Here is a 23332-nt window from a genome sequence, read left to right on the forward strand (position 1 = left end):
TATCACTTGAAGGTACGTTCGATGTACAGCCCATCGACGTTGAAGCCAAGATTTCGGAACGCTTGCTCGGCCGCACGCTGAGCTTCAATTCCGCTCGGGCGATAGTGGCCCGAGAAGTTGTCAATGAATTTCAGTTGGCCACCGTAGACACCAAATTCACCGGCTGCCAACACTGGCTGACCTGCCGCCAAGTCAATGTGCCCTTGATTGATATTATTCCGCCCGACGACAAGTGACCCATCTTGGGTAACGATGTACGCCAGCCTACGCTGACTTATCGTTGCGAGCTGCTCATTCGGGATAATCTTTGCAGTTTGTGGAATGTCTTCCGGAAACAAATTCCTAAAAATTCTTGGGGCGACCGGGCCATCTGGAACAATGCCAAGTCGAAGATTAGGTACATAACGCTCCGCCATGTCGACGAGATTTGGCCCAAACATCTCGCCAGTTGATCGCAACGCCCCCGGTGACTTAACAACCAGCGGTGCGGCGCTCAGCACAATTTCCCACGGCCTTGTCGGCACCGCCCCAGAAATCACATCGCCCAACGCACGCTGCGCACCCGCCAAGCCACTGAGCCCAACAGCGTCCAGCCCTTCGGCCATCATCGCGTTGCCTCGTCGAACGGTATCGGCGAGATTTTCCAGCGGTTGAATCGGACGATCAAGCCACTGGCCAGCTCGGCTCAGCGGCGATTCGCCACCCCAGCCTCCGCGCCCCAGATCAAATCCGGTCGAGTCATCCGACCAGTCGTTCGAACCGCGACCCAAATCAAATCCGGCCAAACCACTACGAGCCGCTGCCGCTTGACGCGAGGCGGCAGCCGCATGCTCGGCTCGCTGCTGCGCCAGCGCCCAGTTCGCCGATCCTGCAAACTCCGATCCAAGTCGCTGCTTGAGAGCGGCGTCCTCAGCACGCGGGGCGGCCAGCGCGTCATTGGCCAGTTGACCAAACTGATCTTGCAATCCGCCAACGAACGCTTGCTCCCGAAGGCCTGCATCCAGTTGCAGATTCCAGTTCGCTTGAGTCGCAAACTGCTGCCCCAGATTGCCAGCATACGCCCGTACCGCGTCGGCCGTCATACCGTTGACGTCGCCACCGGCACCATACAAGCCACTCGCGCCAGTTTTCCCAACAGAACCGGCTTGCATCCGGTCGGCGACCATGTTGCCGACCGTGTTCGCGATGGCGTCAGCAGTGATTACGCCGATGTTCCGCCCAAGACTCCCACCTCGCACCACCATACTCGCCGACCCAGCCGCCATACCCGCAACCAAGCCGCTCGCGAACCGCCCGCCATCCGAACCCATCTGGAAACCCAAACTCGTCCCAGCCTGATTCGCCAACGCACCCGCCTGATACCCCGCTCCCGACGCGATCGCACTCGCCGCCACGCCCTTCCAGTCAAAGCTATGCTGCAACCCCGTCGCCACGCCAATGCCCTGCGTCGCCACCGACCGCACCGCACCTTGCGCGATCGCCGACGACACCGAATTCACCGCGCCCAGCGCGCCGCCCGCCCCCGCAGTCACGCCCGCTCCAACCGCCCCCAGCGCCACGCCCTTCCAGTCGAAACCGTTCTGCGCTCCGCCCGTGATCATCACCCCTTGCGCCGATGCCGCCCCCATCGCTCCGCCGACTGCTGCCGCACCGGCCCCCGCCAGACCCGCCCCACCAGTCAACGCCGTGCCGCCCGCCGACATCATCGCGCTGAACGATGCCCCGGCCGGCGCGGTCAGCGCCCCCGCCGTGAACACCGTCGCCACCACCGCCACCACGATCGCAATCACCGGCAGGAACCCGCCGCACCCGCCTCCACGACTCGGCGGCGGCGGCGGATCCGGCAGCGTCGGCTGCGTGTTCCCGATGGCCTTGCCCGGATCGTACGGCTTGAACGTGCTCGCCGTGTTGTGCACGTTCGTCACCTTGTTCGGCACCGTCAGCAACCGGCCCGCCTTCAGCTCGTCCGTGCTCTTCAATCCGTTCGCGTCCGCCAGCACGTACCACAGCGTCTCGTCCCCCCATAGCGCCGACGCGATCGACTTCAACGAATCGCCATCCCGCACCGTCCAGACGCCTGGACTCGTGCCCGGGTACACGCCGTTGATCGTCATGAAGCTTTCGTCGAAATCCGCCGTCCCCATCGGCGTGAACACCTTGTACTGGCTATCGTCTCCTTTCTGCAGCTTGCCCGCCAGCTCCTTCACGTAGTCAACCTGATCAATCCCGTCGTTGCCCTGGTTCCCGACTCGCGTGCCGTTCAGGTAGTAGTAGTTGTGCTTGCGATCCCCCGCCGCCCCGACGATCCTCCCGTTGCCATCCACTCGCACATTGACCAGTTCGTCTCGCCGCTGCACCTGCCCTCTCAGGTCCGTCCAGTACGTAAACGCGCGTCCGTTGCCCGGCTGGTTCCCCCCGTCGTCGTACGTCGATTTCAGGTTGCCATTGACGTCGTAGTTGAACCATGACGACGCCGGCCTCCATCCCGGTGCATTCGGATTCGTCCCTTGCGCCGTGATCTTCGATTGCTTCGCGCCGTCCCACCACTCGTATTCGTACACGAATGCGCTATGGGTTCCCTTCGCGTCGTCCGGCTTCACGTCGACTCTCGCGACCGTACCGTCCGCCATCCGCGTATAGGTTGTCGTGTTGCCCGCCACTCGGTCTCGCTCTGACGACAGAATGCTGTCCCCATCCCATGAGCGCGTGACATCCGACACCACCTGGCCGTTGTCCGGGCGTCGCTCCACCACGCGGATCGCCCGCCCAAGTAGGTCATTGGTACGCTCCTGCGCCACCACGCCGTTGATCGACTGCGTCTCCAGGTAGCCGTTGGCATCGTACGTGTACCGCTCGGTGCGGCCGTCCTTCGCATAAACCGCCAGCACCCGCTCCCCCGCCGCGTTGTAGCCCAGCCGTATGCCCTCGCCACCCGCACCGCCCGGCACGATCGACACGCTGGTGTCGCTCGGGTCGACCGGGCGCTCGCCGGACAAGCTGCCCATCGTCACCGTAAAACGGTTCAGCGCGTCGTATTCGTACCAGTAGTCCTGATTCTTCTCGTGATATCCGACCATGTCGGTATAGGTCGCGAGCATCCGCCGGCGATTGCCGACCGCATCGTATTCGTACGTGACCTGATACGCGTTGTCCTTGATCGACACGACGCGATTCAGCGCATCGTATTCGACGACCGATTGCGCAAAGATGTAGGAATCCCCAAAGTTCGTGAAATACTCCGCGGCCCGATTGCCGTCGCCGTCGTACTCGTAGAGCGACTGCGTCTTCGTTGCGTTGTCGACGATCGAGCGCACCATCCCATGCGAGTAGTACGTGTAATCCACGTCTTGTCCGCTCGATCCGGTTTGCTTCGTCAGCAGGCCGGCCCAGTTGTACGTATACAGAAATACGCGACCGCCGAGATCCGTGTGCGTCGTCAACCGACCGAACAGATCCTTCTCGTCCACCATCGTCCGGCCGTTCGCGTCGGTGGTGGTCTTCACCCAACCGCCCGTCACCGACGATCCGACGGACCGCACGGTGCTGGCCCAGCGATAGTCGTAGCGCACGTCTCGCCCTGCCGCGCTGACGGTCCGAACAATGCGGCCCTCGCTGTCGTAATAGGTCCGTTCTCGGCCGCCCAGCGCATCGACGCGGGCGATGCGGTTGCCCGACGCGTCGTACTCGAAGCGCTCGATGCTGCGGCGACCATTCGTCAGTACCGGTCTCGCTATTTCAATGAGACGATTCTCCGCGTCATACGCATACTCGGTTTTGCGATTCAACTCGTCTGTCGACGTACGCAAATTGCCCATTCCGTCGTACTGGAACGCCTTGCTGTACCCCATCGCGTCCCATGATTTCGCGATCGAGGGCTGCTGCTGCCCGTAGTTCCATTGCCGGGTCGACAGGTTGCCGTTTGCATCCCGCGTGCCGACGAGATTACCGAGCAGGTCGTAGTAGAACTTCGTCTCCGGCGCAAGCTCGACCTGCGCGCCGTTCGCCAACGTCACCTTGACGGTCGGCTCACGCTTGAGCGTCAAGGCCCCCATCGTGTTGTAGGACAGATAGGTCCAGTTGCCTCGACCATCCCGTTCGGCAGATACCTCCTGGAACGCGTTGTGCTCCTGCATCCGATCGATCGTCATGTCCTTCGCGGTCTGCTCGATCACACCGACAATGTCGACGTTCGTAATCGGATTGTTTCGCGTACCGGTCAGCAGGTAGCTCTGACGCTCGACCAGGACATTGCCGCCGGCATCCTTGGCCAGGTATCGATACTCGAATTCCGTGTGCGTCGGCAACGCCGACGCGTCGAACAGGAAACGCCCCTTGGCATCCCGCGTCAACGTCACTTCGGTAAACGGACGATCGTAGGCGTGGTCCTTCGCCGTGGATTGACGGTAGTACAACGTGATCGTATCGACGTTCGTCAGCGGCAAGCCATCCGTTCCAGTCGGCCTGAACTCGAAAAGGCTCGGGCGCTGGCTGCCCGTCAACGTGACCCGGGAATTGCCGGGCGAGCCGACGGTGATGTCGCCGGCCCCCATCGCCAGCGGCACGCCGGCCGAGTCGTAGGCGGTATATTTGATCGCGTAGGTATATGAGCCGGGCCGCGGTATCAGGCCTCCCGCCATCACATCCCATGCGAAATCGCCATTGCCGAGGCGCGTGATGCGCGAGTAGCGCGTCACGCCGTCCTGCTGCCACGACACCATGAGGTAATCGGTATCGGCGGGTTGCGAATGGAATACGATCGTCGACTTCAGATCGGCAAGGTAGTTGGTGGAAAGCGACGGCGCGCCACCACCGTCCGGCAAGCCGACCGAGCCTAGCACGGCATCCAGCTTCTGGCCGGCCGCGTCGTACAGATCGATTTCCACGTCCCAGTTGCCAGGGCCGTATCCGGACAGATCGATCGCAAACGCGCCGGTAACAGGATCGCGCACAACCGTGCGCGCTTCGCTCCACGCACCGGCGCCCTGCTGTCGAACCTTCACGACGACATGATCGACCAGATGCAGCGCGGAATCGCGCGCCGAATACAGGTTCAAGGTCTGTGGCGCAGCCCAGATGTAGCTGCCCGATGCATCCGCCAGGAAGCCCGGACGGCTGCTTTCCCGATCGACGGGAATCGGTTCGGACGTCACGGAAGCGCTCCCACCGGGTTCGATGTGAACGCGATAACCATCGCGGCGCAGCAACGTGCCCGCCTCACGTCCGTCACTACCGTCCGAAACAGCCAGGAAGATCATCTCGTAATCGCCGGCGGGCAGGCTGCCCGAATCGACGCTGAACGAGTTGGGTTGACTGCCCGGGGCCTTCGGCAACTGCCGGAATGTCGAGTTCGAACCCACCGGCCGATAGTAGAGCGCGCCTCGAGCCCCCTGCGGCAGCGAGTGCTGCGCAACCGTCAATTGATTGGTCGGGGTGTTCAGTTCGAAAAATGCTTCGCCGTCTTTCCTCTCCGTCAGGACCATGTGATCGTTAGCAACGGCCCACATTTTCACCGTTTGCGTAGTCGACCCGATCAACTCGGGTGCTCCACTTCCGCTCTTCGGTTTTGCGTAGAGCTCCAATGTGTATTTGAAGAACGCGTCATTGTTGAAACGACCGAACGCTCGGTTAACCTCGATCGATGCAAAACCGCCCTCAGACGGCAACGCTGCCGCGAAAATTCCCGTTTCAGGCTTATAGTCCGAATTGCCTACCTGCCATGAGACGCGCGCCTCGAGGTCGTAAGCGCCATACGTCCCCGCGAGATCGGGCAATGCCAAGTCGATCGATTTGACAGTGAATGCGGTCGCCAGCCCGCCCAGCGAAATGGCAGCCCAGTTCAGCCCGACGATCGCCCGCGGTGGGAGCATCAACCGGCTCGTCGGAACACCGAGAAAGACGAGCGACTCTCCCGTCCTGGTCGACGCCAACTCCTGGCCCTCATTCGGCCATGTGAGCTTGACTTGCTGGTCCGTTGACCCGACCAACTCCGCGCTGCCGCCGCTTTTAGGCGTGGCATAGATTTCCAGCTTGTATCTGAACTGACTCGTGGCGCTGAGTCTACGATTGAAGTTGAGCCCCAGAGGAATCTGCGTCAACCCGCCTTTTGACGGAATCGTCGACGTCAGGGTGCCCGTCTGCGGAAATTCGCCGTTGCCGTCCGTGACTTCCCACGACACGCGCGCTTCCAGATTGAATTCGCCGGAAAGATCCTGAAGTCTCAGATCAATCGAGTCGACGGAGTAGCGCATATTCAGCGGCGACCTACCCTGCGGTGTCCAATTCAACGCGAGCGATACAGGGCCCAGGCCAGCCGTGCCGCCCCCGACAATCAACCCGGACTCACTGGGCTGCACCGGCCCCGCCACCGGCCGACTCTGCTTCTCGATCCATCCACTAATGCTCAGCTGCGTATTCGCAAACACCCCGCCGTCGATCGGAATGTCGACCGGACTGAAACTGATGCGCGGCACGCTCCCCGACGTCTTCGGCTGGCGAATCTGGACGACCTGGTTACGCGCGTCGTAGCGCGTAAAGGTCTGCATCATGTCGAGCTTCTGCAGCAGCTTCTCGAGATCTTCCCCCGTTTCGATCGTGAGCTCGCGCAAATCAGTCTGCATCGACTCGATCTTCAGCGTCGCATTGCCGTTACGATCGTGAAGGAACAGCCGCGACACGCCGTCGCCGAAATTCGAGCGCACGATCCATCCGGCGTTGTTGTAATCCGCATACTCCTGCCATTCGCCGTTCGCGCCACCGCCGCCGGTCCGACGCGCGACGACCTCGCCGAATGCGTTGTAGTACTGCTCCCGCAACGCGCCGCTCGTCAGCACCGCACCGCCTTGCGGATGGCGCGAACGCGTGATCCGCGATGTCTCGCGCTGCGCGGCGTCGTAAGCGATCTCGGTTTCATCGAGTTGCTGCCGCCCGTCCGCATCCGAGCGCAGATAGCTGACCAGCACCGTGTTGCCCACCGCGTCATAGCCGAACCGCGTCACCACCCCGAGCGCATTCGTCTTCGACGCGAGCCGGCCGCCGGCGCCGTATGCATAGGTCGTCACCTGATCCGCGTCGCCATGCTTCGTCTCCTTGACGACCTGATTCAAACCATCGTATTCGAACGAAATCCGCGCACGCACCTGACGATTCAAATAATCGACGAACTGCGGCAAGGTCTGGCTGGTCTGCCGACCGAGTGCGTCGTACGTGAAGTCGAACTGGCTCCCGTTCGCATCCGTCTTGCGCAGCAGGTGACCCTCGCCATCGTAGACGTAGCGCGAAGTCGCGTCGGCCAGCCGCTCGTCGAGTCGCCCGTTCCCGTCCACTGCCGCATGGCGGACGCCTCCCCGCGTTTCGCTGGTCAGCCGTCCGTTGCCGTCCCATGTGTAGTGCGTGACGCGGTCGTCGGCGCTCGTCGGCCAGTTCGCCGCGAGCGTTTCGGCCAGCGCCGGGTTCGGTGCAATCGGATCGGGATAACGCGACGCGAACCGCGTTTCCGTCAGTACCCGCCCTTCGGCGTCCCGCTCCCAGCGAATTCCGTAGCCCGCGCCATCGACTTCGAGCAGCTTGTTGCCCATGCGATCGTAGAAGCTGAGCGTACGGTTACCGGCCGGATCGGTTCGCTCGATCAAGCGTCCGGCGCCGTCGTAGCGATAGCGCGTGACGAGGTCACTGCCGGCCGTGATGAAATACTCGCCGCGCTGCGTTTCGCCGGCCGACGGATCGAAATACCCGGTCGCCACGCCGAGCACGCGCGATTCGATCAACCGATTGTTCTCGTCGTAGCGGTAGCGGGTCTCCCGAACGCGGCCCGCATCGACCGGATCCGGCGGTTCCGCGCCGTTCGTCGGCGCGACCGGATCACTGAACACCCGCACCGCAATCGGATTGCCCGCCGTGTCGTAAATCCATTGCGTCAGCGTGCCGGTCGCACTCACTTCGGCTGTCTTGCGATTTGCCGCGTCGTAGTACCAGGTGGTCGTCTTGCCGTTCGCATCGGTTTGCCGGATCAGATTGCCGCGCGCATCGTACGCGCGGGTTTCGAACGGCTCCGTCGCGTGCGTTTCGCCCGACGCCGTGCGAATGGTCAACTTGCCGCCCGTCTGGCGGATCAGGCGGCCGAGTGCGTCGTATTCGAAACGCGTGATGCGCTGCTCGGCCAACTCCGCCGCCTCGATCGTCGCGGTGCGACGACCGGCTGCGTCGTACAGGTGAAAGTTCTGTACCGTCCGGCCTTTCGACGTAACAGGCAGCGTCTCGGATATCAGCAGGCCGCGATTGTCGTACCCATACTGGAAGACGGCACCGATCTTGTTCTGATAGAAGATGCGGTCGCCGAACCCGTTGTATCCGTATGACTCGACGCCGCCTTCAGCGTCGGTCGATTTCACCAGACGGTCGAGCTTGTCGTATTCGAGCATCGTCACCGCGGCCGGCCGACCACCTTGCAACCCCGGCAACACCGCGGATACATCGCCGTTTGCGGCGAGCGCCGACCAGTCGAGCGTCCCGCGCTCGAAGCGCGCGACGCGAACCGGCTGCCCCGACGCGCTATATTCGGTCCGGACAACCGCGCCATCCGGGTTCACCTGCGCGACGACGCGGCCGAGACCGTCGTAAAACAGCTTCGCAGCGACACCTTTCGTCACGCGCTCGACTGCATCGCCGAACGCGTCATAGGTCGTTCGATCCGCATGACCGAGCGGATCCGTTGCCTCGATCAACCGGCCGACGGCGTCGTAGCGGTAACGAGTCGCATATCGGTCTATCAGCGCGTTGCGCTGAGCAGCCGTCAACGCAGCGGCCGCCAGCGCGCGGTTCTGTTCATCCACATAGCCGAGCGACTTGCGCTGCGCAAGCGCCCAGTCGCTGTCGGATTCCGCGAGCTCGACGCCGCGCGGATCGACACGAGCGATCACGTTGCCGAACGCGTCGTATCGGTAGTCGAATGCTGCGGCGACCGCCGAGCCGAAGGCGCGCACTTCCCGGGTCATGCGCCCCGCCGCGTCGAACGTCGTGCGTGTCGACACCTGGCGATCCGTGCCGACTGCGGCGATCGTTTCCACCGCGCGACCGAACGCATCCAACACGTAATGCGTCGCAACGCCCGCTGCATCGATGACGCCCGTTATCCGGCCCGCACCGTCGTGACGATATTCCGTCACCGCTGTCGCAGCGACCACCGGTTTGGCGGGCAGAAGTTTTTCGACTGCGCCGAACGGCATGCCGCGCTGCGCGTCCACCGCCTCACCGTAGCGAATGGTCTTCCGAAGCAAGGCGCCGTCGTATTCGTGGCGCGTCAGGTAGCCTTGCGCGTCGATGCTTTCGGTCACCCGGTCGGCATTGTCGTAGCGCCAACTTGCAACACGCGTCAGGATTAACCCCCTTTCCGTCCGCGCCCAATCGAGCATGTCTCTTTCGGTTGGCTCGGTGAAGCCTGCCATGACCTGCCATGCGCTGCGCAACGCATTGACACGCTCGAGCAGATTGCCGTTAACGTCATAGCAATTCTGCGTCACATAACCCAGCGGATCGATGACGAATGCGACCCGGTTTGCTGCGTCATAGACAGTGCGCGTCACGCGACTCTCGCTCCGCGAATCATTGACACCGAGAACCCGCAACTGGTCGCTGATCGCGGCTTCGGTCGCTGGCTGCGTCGCATCTAGCACCTTTCCATGCCGGGCGATCGACACGGCATTGCCGTTACCGTCATAGCGAAACTCGGTCAACGCGCCGAGCGCGTCGAACGTGTAGCGCACCCGCCCGTTGAGGTCGTAGACATGACGCGTCGTTCGGTCCCGGCCGGGTAAAGCCGCGATGCGCGATTCGAGATTGCTGACCGTCAGCACGCCGCCTGCGTCGTCGAGCAATCCGGCATTCGTCGTCGCGTATTGGGTACGCGCCACCACGCGTCCTTCCGCATCGACACGGCTCAGCACGACCGCCCCCGTCGGACCGACCTCGCAGATCCGCCGATTCTCCGCGTCGTAACCGTATCGCGTGACCCCGCCCGCCGCATCGACCACCCGGATCACGTTGCCATTGCCGTCGTAGCGATACGTGGTCGCCAGCGCGAGCCCGTCCGGATCGACGACCGTGCCGACCAGGCGGCCCGCCACGTCGTATTCGTGACGCGTCAAGCGCGCGCCTGCCGTACCCGCACCCTCCGTCACCGTCAGCACCTTGCCGGCACCATCGTATTCGAACGTGGTGCGCAGGTTGAGTCGGCCCTCGCCGGCATCGGTCACGACGGCGACCCGGCGCCCGTTCAGATCGTATTCGGTCGCCACCACGGTGCCCGACGGCTCCGTCGTCCGAACCAGACTCCCCTTCGCGTCGTACACGTAGCGCGTCACGAGATTCAGGCCGTCCGGATCCAGCGTTCGTGTCATCACACGTCCCGCCGCATCGTACCGATAGGTCGTGCGCACGCCGCGCCCATCCATTGTCCCGATCAACTGGCCGACTCGATCGTAACGCTGCCGGGTGACGCCGGTCGGCGAAGTCGTATCGATCAGACGGCCGTCCCTGTCGTACGCGAATTTCGTCGTGACGCCGCGCCCGTCGGTCACCGCGATGGTCTGGCCGAATTCGTCGTAGGTCGTCACGGTCTCGATCCCGTCCGGCATCGAGACCGTGAGTTGACGCTTGTCGGGTGCATAACCGTAACGGGTCGTCGCGCCGGCACGGTCGGTACGCGTCAGCACGTTGCCGAACGCATCGTAGGTCATCCGACTCTGCCGACCGAGGCCGTCGGTCAGCACGACCGTGTTGCCATTGCGATCGTATTCGCGTCGCCGAACGACGCCGTTCGCGTCGACCGCTTCGAGCTCGCGCCCGAAGGCGTCGTACACGGCGTGCGTGACGAGATTCAGGCCGCCCGGATCGACGGTTGTTCGTACGGCTCGCCCAAGCCGGTCGTAGTCGACCGCGCGTATCGAACGCTGGCCCGCTGACAGCGTCTGACGCGTGGCGATCTCGTTGCCGAACGCGTTATAGGTCCGCCAGGTAACGAACGCCTGTGCGTCGACGCTCCGCACCAAGCGCCCCGCCCGGTCATATGCAAAGGTCATGCGCGCCTCCCGGTCGTCGCCGAGCACGAAAACCGCCTGCCGCACGGCGTCGGTCAAGACACCACCGCTCAACCGATCGAGCGCGTCGCGCTCCATACGCCGCGCATAGGCGATCGCCTGCGTCAGATTGCCGAGCGCATCGTAGCGCTGCTCGGCAATCTCGCCGAGTGCATTGATCCGATGGGTCGTACGTCCAGCCGCATCGTAGAAATAGAGGGTACGGCGGCCTTCCGCGTCCGTCGACGAGGTCCGGCGTCCCGCCGCATCATATGCGAAGCGGTCTCCCCATGCTTGCCACACTGCGTCGACCTGCGCTTCGGTCGGCCTGGCGCCCAGCGCGGCGAGTGCCGCCGCGCCCTCTCCCGACAACTGCGCGACCAGCCGCCCCTGTATGTCGTAGCGGTAGTGCCGTGTCCGGCTGCCGGTCGTCTCGCTCGTCACGCGCCCTTCGCTGTCGTACGTGTAGCGTGTCGCGGATGTTCCCAGCATCGTGCCGGTGGTTCGTTCGAGGAGGCGGCCCATCGCATCGTAGCGGTACGTGGTCCGCTCCTGCTTCGTCGAGGCAGCCTGCCAGTATTTCACCGTCTCGGCGGCGTCGAGCACATAGTTTTGGGTCTTCTCGAGCGGTCCCGACGGCCGCCCGTTCGGCGTCGTGCCGGGCTGCGCGAACGGTCGGTGGCCGAACATCGCGTTCTGGACCACCGCATCGTCCATGAACGAGCCGAAGACGAATTCGACCCGGTGATCGTTGGCCGGGATGACGCCCGCGACGTCGATCGCGTAGCGCCGAGCGGTCGTGGACATCACGTCCACCTTGCCGACGTCCCTGCCGTCGACACGGATCGTGAGCACCGCGCCAGTCAGCTTGGGACGCTCCAGCCTCGCCTCGAACGTCAGTCGTACGGTCTGCGGCGTGCGCAATGCGTCCGGGTCCACTCGTTCGCTGCGAATACGCTGCGCCACGTTGCCGAACTCGTCGTACTCGTACACGGTCGAGTGCCCTTCGCCGTCGATTTCCGTGCGCAGCAGGCCGCGCGCATCGTAGCTCGCCTGCTCGCGAACGTCGTTGGCGCTTTCCGCGGGACGGAAATCGAGCACGGACGCCGACGCGCGCTTCGCATCCGCAACGGCGGTCGCATAGCGAATCGTCGCGATACGCCGGCCCGCCATGTCGTACTGGTATTCGGTCAGATAGCCATCCGCGTCGAGCTGCCCGCGCAACAGGCCGCCAGCGTCATAGAAATAGCGCGTGCTGCGGTCGGCGGCCGACTCGGCTGGCGCAGCGCCGGCCATCGGATCACCATCGCTCGCGTCGACGCGCGTCGCATACTGGAGGGTCTGCAGCAACCGGCCCGCATCGTCGTACCGGTACTCGGTCAGCGCTCCATCGCCGTTCATGCTGCGCACAAGCCGGCCCGCGCCGTCATACGTACGCCATTGGATCTGATCGGCTCCATGCGACGCGGGACGCACACGCTCGAGCACGGCAGAGCCGGCCGATCCGTCGGCATCCGCTAGCGCTGCCAGCTGTGCGGCCGCCAGCGGCGTCGCATAGCGGATCGTGCGCGCGATCTGCCCTGCCGGCGTGTACACGTATTCGGTCAAACCGCCAGCCGCGTCGATCTGCGCGATCTTGCGGCCGGCCGCATCGTGCAGATAATGCGAGCGCTGGCCGACCGCATCGGTTTCCATACGCAGCCTGCCAGCAGCGTCGTAGGTATAGCCGACCTGAGACAACAGCACGTCCGCCGCGGACTCGGCGAGCGCCACCAATTCACCTGCTGCGTTGAACGTCGACGTCCGCGTGAGGCCGTTGGCAAACGTGACGATGGTCTGGTGACGCGCATCGTCATAACGATAGAGCGTCAACGTGCCGTCGAAACGGCGCGCCGACAGCATTCGCCCGAGCCCGTCATAAGCGAACTGCTCGATCTGCTGTTTTCCCGGCGCACCGATATGTCGTTGCAGCAAACGTCCGAACGGATCGTAGACGTAGCGGGTCTGCGTCACTTCACCGGCCCCCGCGCGTGCATCGCCCGAACCATCCTTCAGCAGACGGCCGTAGCGCGTGACGCTCGCGACGTTGCCGCGAAAATCGTACGCCGTGTCGGTGCGGCTACCGGCGCTCTTGTCAGCCAGGCCGGCGACCCAGCGGTTCAGCTCGGTCTCGCCGAACGCGGTTCCCTCATAGCCCGCGCCCGCATACGTCAAAACCGAAATCTGCTGGCCGAGTGCGTTGTAACGGTATTCGGTCACGCGCTGCTGTGCATCGACGACGAACCGGAGATGGCGCCGCGCGTCGTACACGTAGGTCGTACTGGCGCGTTCTCCGCCCGCCTCACCGACGCGGGTGATCTCCTCGAGCAATTCGTTGTGCGCGCCATAGCGCCACTCGACGACGCCGCCTGCCGCATCGCGCTGCCAGACACGGTTGCCGTTCGCATCGTAGCGATATTCGACGCCGCCGCCCGCCTCCTCCACCTTCACGACATTGCCGGCCGCATCGTAATGAAACCGTTGCGCGCCGCCCGCAGGCGGCACGCTCTCGACGAGCCGGCCCCGGTCGTCATACGCCAGCACGGTCGCCGCCCCGAGCGGATCGGTGATCGTCGTCCGGCGCGCGTCGAGATCGTAGGCAAGACGCGTGACGCGCGCGACGCCGCCGTCGGCACGCCGTGCGATGCTCGTCACCCGGTATTCGCCGCCCAGCAGCGCGTAAGTGAATGCCAGCTCGGCGCCATCCGATTGCGCGATCGCCGCCACTCGGTCGCTGTTGCCATCGTAGCTATAGGTCGTCGTGAATACCCGGCCGTCGGCAATGCTATTGTCGTCGGGCGAGAGATCGACGGTCACCGTCGACAGGCGGCCCGCCGTATCGTATCCGTAACGCACCGCGGTCGATGTGCGCTGGCTGCCGTTGCTGTCCGTATAAACGGTGCGCAAGCGCGCGAGCCGGCCGCCCACATAATCGAGATAGGTCGACTCGCCGCTCGCGGTACTCACTCGACTCAGCAAGCCTGCGCTGTCATAGGCGTAATCGACACGGTTGCCATCGCTGTCGGTGCTCGAGAGCAGGCGCCCGCCGCGCACGGCATCGTAGCGCTCGGCCACGCGCTTGCCGCCATCCTGCCAATCCCACTGCCGCAGGCCAGCGTCGTACGCCAGCGTCGCCCGCGCACCCACGCCGCTCGTCGCGACATAGAGCCGCCGCTGCGCGTCGTAACCGTAGATGATCGTCGAGCCATCCCAATCGGTTCGCGTCACCGTACTGCCAACCTCGTTGAGCTTGCCGGTCAACTCACCCACCGTGCGTGCCCCGCCCGGACGCCAGCCATCCGCGGCCACGCGCCCCTGGCTGTTGTATGCGCGGTGTATCGCGCCATTCACACCTCGGCCGATCAGCATCAGGTCGAGATCCTGAACCATCAGGTTGCCGTTCGCCGCGTTCACGTAGACCTGCTCGCGAGCCTGACCGAACGACGCGGTACCCAGTTGGCCGCGCGCCCCCAGCCCCAATGCCGATGACGATTGCAAGCCCAACCCGTTGCCCGTGACGATCGCTACCATGGCGTCCCTCGATCTTGTTCGTGATGTAAATCGCGCACCACTGGAAATACGGCACGCGTTGCAAACAGGTTGTCGAAGGATTTCGTCGATGGTTTAGTCGCCGGTCCCTCGACGCCCTGCCGCCCGCCCCTCTTGCCATCAGACAAGATCGAACGACGACGCGCACGAATCAGACACGGTCCGAATCGCCATCTTTTCGGCCAACCAATCAATTTCGAGATGAAGGTCGAAAGCCGAGACGATTTGGTCAATGAGCGCATGCACTGTTATGCTGGGTTCCGGCGCCGCACGCGTGCGTCGTTCGTCGCGCCTCTCGTCGCATTTCGTGATCGCGCGCCCGCAACCCGTCGATCGATCAGGAATCCAATACGATGCCGACTCAACCTTCCTCTCCCGCTTCCGACATGATGGCGACGGTCCGCGTCGAGCGGCTGATGTCATTCCTGGATGCGGACCCCGACAATCTCAATTTGCTGGCCGATGCGGCCGATGCCGCGTTCGACGCGAACGACGTCGCCTTGTGCGACGCGCTGCTCGATCGCCACGCCGCCCACGCACCGCTGCCACCTGCACTCGCTCACCTGCGAGGCCTGGCCGCGCTGTCGCAGCGTCGATTCGACGCCGCGCTACGCGCATTCGCGCCGCTGCTCGCGACGCACGGCGACGGGGCGATCCGCTACAACGCCGCTTACGCAACCGCGATGCTCGGCCGCTTCGACGAAGCGCTCGACATGCTCGACGACGCCGCGGTCGCTGGCGTCCCCGGCGCGATTCCATTGACGCTGCGCGTGCTTCATCATCTGGGCCGACTCGACGACGCGATCGCACTCGGCCGGCTCCACGTCGACCGCCCCGACGCCAGCCCCGACCTGTACGGCGCACTCGCCACCGCACTCTTCGACGCAGCGAACCTCGACGAAGCACGCCGTTGCGCCGAATCGGCCGCCGACACAGTCGACGGCCTCACCGTGCGCGGCCTCCTTGCGCTCGACGGCCCATCGGTCGACACGGCACGCGAGCTGTTCCGGCGCGCGCTCGCGCTCAACCCCGACAGCGCTCGCGCAACGCTCGGCATGGGTCTCGTCGAACTGTCCGAACGGCATTTCGCCACCGCCTGCAAATTGCTCGACCAGGCTGCAAACAGCTTGAAAGTCCACCCAGGTGCCTGGGCCGCCGCCGCTTGGGGCCAGTTGTTCGATGGCGCTCCGGATGCCGCGCGCCCCCGCTTCGAACACGCGGCGGCGCTGGATCGCGGCTTCGCCGACGCACATGGCGGTCTGGCGGTGGTCTGTGTCCACGAAGGCCGCATAGATGAAGCGAAACACCATGCGGAAATCGCGCGGCGGCTCGACGCCTCGTGCCTGTCCGCCGCGCTGGCCGAAAGCCTGCTGGCGACACGGGCCGGGGATGAACGGAAAGCCGGCGAGATTCGACAGGCGGCGCTCGACCGACCGCTCGGTCCTGACGGCAGGACCCTCGCGCAAGCGCTGTCGATGCGCGCCGGACGCGGCGCATGACGTGGCGCGCAAGCGACGGTGCGTCCGACCATCGCTTGCGGCCCGCGCGCCGCGCTTGCTACACTGCGCGCCTGTTCCTCATACCGGACGCCAGCCAAAGTGAACAACTAAGCCTTCCCAAAATGTTTTCGCCGCCGTGCCACGCACGCCGCGCGCGAAGGTCTTCACGCATTTTTGGAGGTGCTTATGGCTGCAGCCACGCCCACCGGCGCGCTCGTCGCGCTTCATCACGTTTCCTTCCGCTTCGACGACGGCTTCACGCTGTTCGATTCGCTCGACCTTTCCATCGATCGCACGCCGACCGGCATCGTCGGCCGCAACGGCATCGGCAAGAGCCAGCTCGCGCAATTGATCGCGGGGTACTGCACTCCAAGCGCGGGGACGATCGAGCGGCACACGCACGTCGTCTACGTCGCGCAGCAGCACGACTACGGCGACATATCGGCCGGCTCGCGAACCGTCGCGCAGATCGCCGCGCTCGATGCACCGCTCGGCGCGCTCGCGCGTCTCGCCGACGGCCGCGCGGAACCGCACGACTTCGACCTGATCGGCGATCGCTGGGATCTCGCGGAGCGGCTGCGCACCGCGCTCGACGCAGCCGGCCTGGACGACGTGCAACCCGACACGCCCGCGCAGGCACTGAGCGGCGGGCAGCTCGCGCGCGTCGCGCTGATCGGCGCGCTGCTCTCCGGCGCGGGCTTGCTCGTGCTCGACGAACCGACCAACCATCTCGACGCGTCGGGCCGTGCGTGGCTGCGCGCGGCGCTCGACGGCTGGCACGGTGGCCTCGTCATCGTGAGCCACGACCGTGCGCTGCTCGCCGACGTGCAGCGCATCGTCGAGCTGACGACACAAGGCGTGCGCTCGTACGGCGGCAACTACGCGCTCTATCGTGCGCAGCGTGACGCGGAACAGGATGCCGCGCAGTCCGCGCTCGACAACGCGCGTGCCGAACGCGGACGCGTCAGGCGCAGGCTCGAACAGGAACACGACACGATCCAGCGTCACGCGGCCGCGTCGCTGCGCGACGCGAAGACGGCCAACCTGTCGTCGGGGGCAAAACAGAGTCGCAAGGGTGCGGCGCGCAGCATCATGGGCACGGTGCGGCGCCACCAGAACGAATTCAAGGCGACGCTCGACGAACGCGTACAGGAAGCGGCCGCGCGCGTCGAAGCCGATGCGCCCGTGCTCGTGTCGCTGCCGGGCACCGAGGTCAGCGCACGCCGTCAGCTGTTCACGCTCGACCGCGCGCAACTGCCGTGGCGCATCGCCGGCGATGCCGACGCGATCACGTGGTCGGCCAGCGGCCCGGTGCGCATTGCATTGACGGGCCCGAACGGCTGCGGCAAATCGACGTTGCTGCGCATGCTCGCGGGCGAGCTTTCGCCGCGCTCAGGCGCGTGCACGACACACGTGAGCGCCGCGTATCTCGACCAGCGACTCGCGCTGCTCGATCCCGATCGCTCGATCGTCGAGCAACTGGGGCTGCTCGATACGCCGCTCGCCGAAGGCGACCTGCGCAGCCGGCTCGCGCTGTTGCAGCTCGACGCGGTACGCGCAACGCAGCCGGCGCGGCAGCTGAGCGGCGGCGAACGGCTGAAGGCCGCGCTCGCGTGCGCGTTGTGGCGCGGCACGCCCGCGCAACTGCTGCTGCTCGACGAGCCGACCAATCACCTCGACCTAGAATCGGTGCGGGCGATCGAAGCCGCACTGGCGGGCTTCCCCGGCGCGATCGTGGTCGCGTCGCACGACCCCGCGTTTCTCGCGGCGCTCGACCCGACGCACACGATGCAATGGCATCGCGACGGGTGGCGCTACGAACCCGTCGCTTGAGGAGAACGAAACGGTGTCAGCCGGCGGTGCGGAACCGCAGCACACCGTCGTCGCCCTGCTCGCGCACGAGCTCACCCGCGAGCCACAGCAGGTTCAGGTGCGCGAGCGCCTCGCCGAGCGCGAACGTCATCTGGTGGATGTCGAGTTCGCGGCGGCGGAACATGATCGGCACGATGTCGGCCGCGCTCATCGGCTGTTCCGCGCAGGCGACGCGCACTTCGGCCAGGCGCGCGTCGTGGTGTTCGCGCAGTTGCGTGATGCGCGTGCGCACGCCGCGGAACGGCTTGCCGTGCGACGGCAGCACCAGCGTATCGGGCGCCATCGTCTCGTAGCGGCCGAGCGACTGCAGGTACAAGGCGAGCGGGTTCGCTTCCGGTTCGAGGTCGAACACGGACACGTTCGTCGAGATGCGCGGCAGCACCATGTCGCCGGAGATCAGCACGCCGTCCGCTTCGCTGTGCAGCGCGCAATGTTCAGGCGAATGGCCGAAGCCGGTCACGACGCGCCAAGTGCGCGCGCCGATCGTCACCGCGTCGCCTTCGCGCAAGCGCCGGTAGCGCGGCGGCACGGCCGGCACGAGATCCGAGTAGTAGTTGCGGCGGTTGCGCAGCTTGTCGAGCGCGGCCGGATCGGTCAGCCCGTGGCGCGCGAAGTGATCGGCGGCGGCCGCGCCGCCCGCGTTCGAGCCGTTGCCGGCCGCCATCAGGCAGCCGAACATGTACTCGCCGAGCGTCATCCACAGCCGCACGTTCCAGCGGCCCTTGTCGCCGCCTTCGCACAGCCAGTTCGCGAGGCCGAAGTGATCGGGGTGGCAATGCGTGACGAGCACGCGCAGCACGGGCAGGCCGTCGAGATGCGTGTCGAAGATCTGCTCCCAGTGCGTGCGGATCGCATCCGACGCGATCCCGCAATCGACGATCGTCCAGCCGGCCTGCCCGTCGATTTCGTCGCGCAGCAGCCAGAGGTTGATGTGATCGAGCGAGAACGGCAGCGGCATGCGCAGCCAGCGCACGCCGGGCGCGACCTCGAACGTGTCGCCCGCGGCGGGCAGCGTATCGGCGAAGGGATAGTCGAGTTGGTGTTCCAGTGCGTTCATCGGTGGGGCGTCTCGTCGTTATCGGTGCGATTGCGCGCCGGCGGCAGGCCGCGGCGGGCGTTCCGCCGATTCTATCGCCGTCCCGAGGAACGCGTGCCCGGCGGCTTGCTGCCCGTCAAAAAAAGTTCGTGCCAGAATCGGTTCCGTACCCGTATCTTTACGCGAAGATGCACCGAACGGCACCCAACGGCGGGCAACCCGCCGCTTGCCGGCCAGCCGCGCCTTGCCGCAAAGCCCTTGAACCGCCCGCTTGGGCGCTAAAATGGCGAGTGCTTACAGCCCCTCCCGAACGAGCCTGCACGCGATGAATCACTTCCCCAAACTGCTGTCCTCGCAGATCGGTTTCGACGTCGCGCAGACGATGCTCGAAAACTTCGACCGCCATTACCGGATCTTCCGCGAGGCGGCCGTCGAGGCGAAGACGCTGTTCGAGCGCGGCGACTGGCATGGGCTGCAGCGGCTCGCGCGCGAGCGGATCACGTCGTACGACGATCGCGTGAAGGAATGCGTCGAGGTGCTGGAAGACGAATACGACGCGGAGAACATCGACGACGAAGTGTGGCAGCAGATCAAGCTGCACTACATCGGCCTGCTCACGTCGCACCGCCAGCCCGAGTGCGCGGAGACCTTCTTCAATTCGGTGTGCTGCAAGATCCTGCACCGCTCGTACTTCAGCAACGATTTCATCTTCGTGCGCCCGGCGATCTCGACCGAGTATCTGGAGAACGACGAGCCGGCCGCGAAGCCGACCTACCGCGCGTACTATCCGGGCACCGACGGGCTCGCGGCCACGCTCGAGCGGATCGTCACGAACTTCCAGCTCGAGCCGGCGTTCGACGATCTCCCGCGCGACATCGCATGCGTGATGCAGGCGATCCACGACGAATTCGGCCACTTCGACGAAGCGCCGAATTTCCAGATCCACGTGCTGTCGTCGCTGTTCTTCCGCAACAAGAGCGCGTACATCGTCGGCCGCATCATCAACGCCGACCGCGTGCTGCCGTTCGCGGTGCCGATCCGCCACGTGCGCCCGGGCGTGCTCGCGCTCGACACCGTGCTGCTGCGCCGCGACCAGCTGATGATCATCTTCGGCTTCTCGCACTCGTATTTCCTCGTCGACATGGGCGTGCCGTCCGCGTACGTCGACTTCCTGTGCACGATCATGCCCGGCAAGCCGAAGGCGGAGATCTACACGTCGGTCGGCCTGCAGAAGCAGGGCAAGAACCTGTTCTATCGCGACCTGCTGCACCATCTGTCGCATTCGAGCGACCGCTTCATCATCGCGCCCGGGATCAAGGGCCTCGTGATGCTCGTGTTCACACTGCCGTCGTTCCCGTACGTGTTCAAGATCATCAAGGATCAGTTCCCGCCGCCGAAGGAAACGACGCGCGCGCAGATCATGGAGAAGTACCAGCTCGTGAAGCGCCACGACCGCCTCGGGCGAATGGCCGACACGCTCGAGTACTCGAGCGTCGCGCTGCCGCTCGCGCGGCTCGACCACGCGCTCGTGCGCGAGCTGGAGAAGGAAGTGCCGTCGCTGCTCGAATACGAGGACGGCAATCTCGTGATCGAGCACCTGTACATCGAGCGCCGGATGACGCCGCTCAACCTGTACCTGCAGAACGGCTCCGATGCCGACGTCGAGCACGGCGTGAAGGAGTACGGCAACGCGGTGAAGGAGCTGATGAAGGCGAACATCTTCCCCGGCGACATGCTGTACAAGAACTTCGGCGTCACGCGCCACGGCCGCGTGGTGTTCTACGACTACGACGAGATCGAGTACCTGACCGACTGCAACGTGCGCCGCGTGCCGGCGCCGCGCAACGAGGAAGACGAGCTGTCCGGCGAACCGTGGTATACCGTCGGCCCGCACGACATCTTTCCGGAGACCTACGGGCCGTTCCTGCTCGGCGACCCGCGCGTGCGCGACGTCTTCATGAAGCATCACGCGGACTTTTTCGATCCCGCGCTGTGGCAGGCCAGCAAGGACAAGCTGATCCAGGGCGAATTGCCCGACTTTTATCCGTACGACACCGCGCTGCGCTTTTGCGTGCGCTACCCCGCGCGCTTCGGCGCGAGTGACCAGAACGAGGGCGCCGGCGACGCGCAGCGCGCCGCCTGACGCCCGCTAGACCGCACCGATTGCGACCCGATTTCCGTCAACGGAATCCACATCGATGAACCCCCAAGACAATCCGCTTTCACACCTGTTCGACAACAACGACGCCTGGGTCAAGCACAAGCTCGAGGACGACCCGCAGTTCTTCGCGCGTCTCGCCCACCAGCAGGCGCCGGAATATCTGTGGATCGGCTGCTCGGATTCGCGCGTACCCGCGAACGAGATCATCGGCCTGCCGCCGGGCGAAGTGTTCGTCCACCGCAATATCGCGAACGTGGTCGTGCACAGCGACCTGAACTGCCTGTCGGTGATCCAGTTCGCGGTCGACATCCTGCGCGTGAAGCACATCATGGTGGTCGGCCACTACGGCTGCTCGGGCGTGAACGCCGCCCTGCTCAACCGCCGCGTCGGCCTCGCCGACAACTGGCTGCATCACGTGCAGGACGTGCGCGAACGCCACACGGCGCTGCTCGACGCATGGCCGGTGGGCGAAGCGCGCTATCGCCGCCTGATCGAGCTGAACGCGATCGAGCAGGTCGTCAACGTGTGCCGCACGACGATCGTCAACGACGCGTGGGCGCGCGGCCAGTCGCTCACCGTGCACGGGCTCGTGTACGGCGTGCATGACGGCCGGATGCGCAACCTCGGGATGGCCGTGTCGAGCTTCGACGCGCTCGACGAGACCTACAAGCGCTGCGTGGCCGCGCTCGTCGCTGGCGGCGAGCATGCCCCGGACAACGACATGATCGCGGCGGACGCCGCACGGCTCGAAGGCGTCGCGCAGGCGGTCGCCGCCACGCTGAAGCCGTGCGACGACGCAAAGTAACGCGCTAGCCAGCGCAGCGGATCGCTACGCTGGCGTGCCGCTGCGCCACCCATCGAACGGATCTGACCCCGGCACTGCTGCCACGGCGGCGCCAAGCAAAGGAGCGACGGGCATGAAAACCGCATTGATCGTCGGTGCATCGCGCGGCCTCGGCCGCGAATTCGTCCGCCAATACCGGCGCGACGGCTGGAACGTGATCGCCACCGCGCGCGACGACGCGTCGCTCGACGCGCTGCGCGCGCTCGGCGCGCAGGCCCATGCGCTCGACATCACGCAGCCCGAGCAGATCGCGGCGCTCGGCTGGAAGCTCGACGGCGAGCGGCTCGATGCGGCCGTGCTGGTGTCGGGGGTGTACGGGCCGCGCACCGAGGGGGTCGAGACGGTCACCGCCGAGGATTTCGACGCGGTGATGCATACGAACGTGCGCGGGCCGATGCAGTTGCTGCCGATCGTGCTGCCGCTCGTCGAGGACGCGCGCGGCGTGCTGGCCGTCGTGTCGAGCCGGATGGGCAGCATCGCCGAGGCGACCGGCACGACCGGCTGGCTGTACCGCGCGAGCAAGGCCGCGCTGAACGACGCGCTGCGCATCGCGTCGCTGCAGACGCGCCACGCCGCGTGCATTTCGCTCCATCCCGGCTGGGTGCGCACCGACATGGGCGGCGCGCAGGCCGCGATCGACCCGGAAACCAGCGTGGCCGGCATGCGCCGCGTGATCGCCGAATCCGGCGCGGACGTATCGCAGGCAAACGGCCGTTTCTTCCAGTACGACGGTATCGAGCTGAGCTGGTGAACTGGTAGGCAGCCGACAACCTAGCGTCGTTAATTCCTGTTTCGCATGATTTTGAACCGACCTGACGCGTGCCCGTGCGGCGGCGCGTCCCCCGCTCCCGCCGGCAAAGCGCCGGCGCCCCGCTATGCGGCCTGCTGCGGCCGCTTCATCGACGGCGGCGAAGCCGCGCCGACCGCGCTCGAGTTGATGCGCTCGCGGTACAGCGCGTACGTGCTCGGCGCGACCGACTACCTGCGCGCGACCTGGGCCGCACGCACCTGCCCGCCCGATCTCGATACCGACCCCGAAGCGCCCGACGCGCCGCGCTGGCTCGGCCTCGCGGTCAAACGCCACGCGCCGCTCGACGAGCGCCACGCGGAGGTCGAGTTCGTGGCCCGCTACAAGGTTGGCGGACGCGCTTACCGGCTCCACGAGACGAGCCGTTTCGAGCGCGACGAACAGGGTTTCTGGCGCTACGTCGACGGCGAAGTCAGTGAACGTTGACAAATAGTTGCTGTGTCAGACGCCGGGTA

General features: G+C 65.3%; 8 protein-coding genes. 6 read left to right on the top strand and 2 right to left on the bottom strand.

Annotated features, from left to right (window positions below; all coding sequences use genetic code 11):
- Positions 1-2: 2 nt before the first annotated feature.
- Positions 3-14639 carry a LysM peptidoglycan-binding domain-containing protein gene (locus tag CFB40_RS16105; RefSeq protein ID WP_089431771.1) on the bottom strand — a complete coding sequence of 4879 codons (14637 nt, stop codon included), beginning with the start codon at positions 14637-14639 and terminating at the stop codon, positions 3-5.
- 404 nt (positions 14640-15043) lie between these two features.
- Between CFB40_RS16105 and CFB40_RS16110 the strand changes: the two genes are divergently transcribed.
- Together CFB40_RS16110 and CFB40_RS16115 are read left to right on the top strand one after the other, a co-directional pair.
- On the top strand, positions 15044-16156 hold the full coding sequence (locus CFB40_RS16110; protein ID WP_179255280.1) for a tetratricopeptide repeat protein: 1113 nt from the start codon (positions 15044-15046) through the stop codon (positions 16154-16156).
- Between the two features lie 186 nt (positions 16157-16342).
- Positions 16343-17989 carry an ABC-F family ATP-binding cassette domain-containing protein gene (locus CFB40_RS16115; protein WP_089431773.1) on the top strand — a complete coding sequence of 549 codons (1647 nt, stop codon included), beginning with the start codon at positions 16343-16345 and terminating at the stop codon, positions 17987-17989.
- 16 nt (positions 17990-18005) lie between these two features.
- Here the strand turns inward: CFB40_RS16115 and CFB40_RS16120 are convergent, their stop codons facing one another.
- Entirely contained in the window at positions 18006-19085 is a 1080-nt protein-coding gene (locus tag CFB40_RS16120) for an MBL fold metallo-hydrolase (RefSeq protein ID WP_089431774.1), read from the bottom strand.
- Between the two features lie 304 nt (positions 19086-19389).
- On the opposite strand from CFB40_RS16120, the gene aceK reads away from it, so the two are divergent.
- The 4 genes from aceK (at position 19390) to CFB40_RS16145 (ending at position 23303) form a co-directional block, all read left to right on the top strand.
- Positions 19390-21207, top strand: a complete 1818-nt coding sequence (gene aceK, locus CFB40_RS16130; protein WP_089426446.1) for a bifunctional isocitrate dehydrogenase kinase/phosphatase — start codon at positions 19390-19392, stop codon at positions 21205-21207.
- A 55-nt stretch (positions 21208-21262) separates the two neighbouring features.
- Positions 21263-22030, top strand: coding sequence for a carbonate dehydratase (can, locus tag CFB40_RS16135; RefSeq protein ID WP_039346539.1), 768 nt, complete (start codon positions 21263-21265; stop codon positions 22028-22030).
- Positions 22031-22142: 112 nt separating this feature from the next.
- A complete protein-coding gene (locus tag CFB40_RS16140; RefSeq protein WP_089426447.1) occupies positions 22143-22820 on the top strand; it encodes an SDR family oxidoreductase in 678 nt (225 codons plus the stop codon).
- Positions 22821-22865: 45 nt separating this feature from the next.
- Complete coding sequence (locus CFB40_RS16145) at positions 22866-23303, top strand: YchJ family protein (protein ID WP_069248996.1); 438 nt, start codon at positions 22866-22868, stop codon at positions 23301-23303.
- Positions 23304-23332 lie beyond the last annotated feature (29 nt).

The sequence above is a fragment of the Burkholderia sp. AU31652 genome (assembly GCF_002223155.1).
GTDB lineage: Bacteria > Pseudomonadota > Gammaproteobacteria > Burkholderiales > Burkholderiaceae > Burkholderia.

Excerpts from the sequence above, each read along its gene's own strand:
- CFB40_RS16110 (WP_179255280.1), top strand. The coding sequence starts at position 15,044 with ATGATGGCGACGGTCCGCGTCGAGCGGCTGATGTCATTCCTGGATGCG.
- CFB40_RS16120 (WP_089431774.1), bottom strand. The coding sequence starts at position 19,085 with ATGAACGCACTGGAACACCAACTCGACTATCCCTTCGCCGATACGCTG.
- aceK (WP_089426446.1), top strand. The coding sequence starts at position 19,390 with ATGAATCACTTCCCCAAACTGCTGTCCTCGCAGATCGGTTTCGACGTC.
- CFB40_RS16115 (WP_089431773.1), top strand. The coding sequence starts at position 16,343 with ATGGCTGCAGCCACGCCCACCGGCGCGCTCGTCGCGCTTCATCACGTT.
- CFB40_RS16145 (WP_069248996.1), top strand. The coding sequence starts at position 22,866 with ATGATTTTGAACCGACCTGACGCGTGCCCGTGCGGCGGCGCGTCCCCC.
- CFB40_RS16105 (WP_089431771.1), bottom strand. The coding sequence starts at position 14,639 with ATGGTAGCGATCGTCACGGGCAACGGGTTGGGCTTGCAATCGTCATCG.
- CFB40_RS16140 (WP_089426447.1), top strand. The coding sequence starts at position 22,143 with ATGAAAACCGCATTGATCGTCGGTGCATCGCGCGGCCTCGGCCGCGAA.
- can (WP_039346539.1), top strand. The coding sequence starts at position 21,263 with ATGAACCCCCAAGACAATCCGCTTTCACACCTGTTCGACAACAACGAC.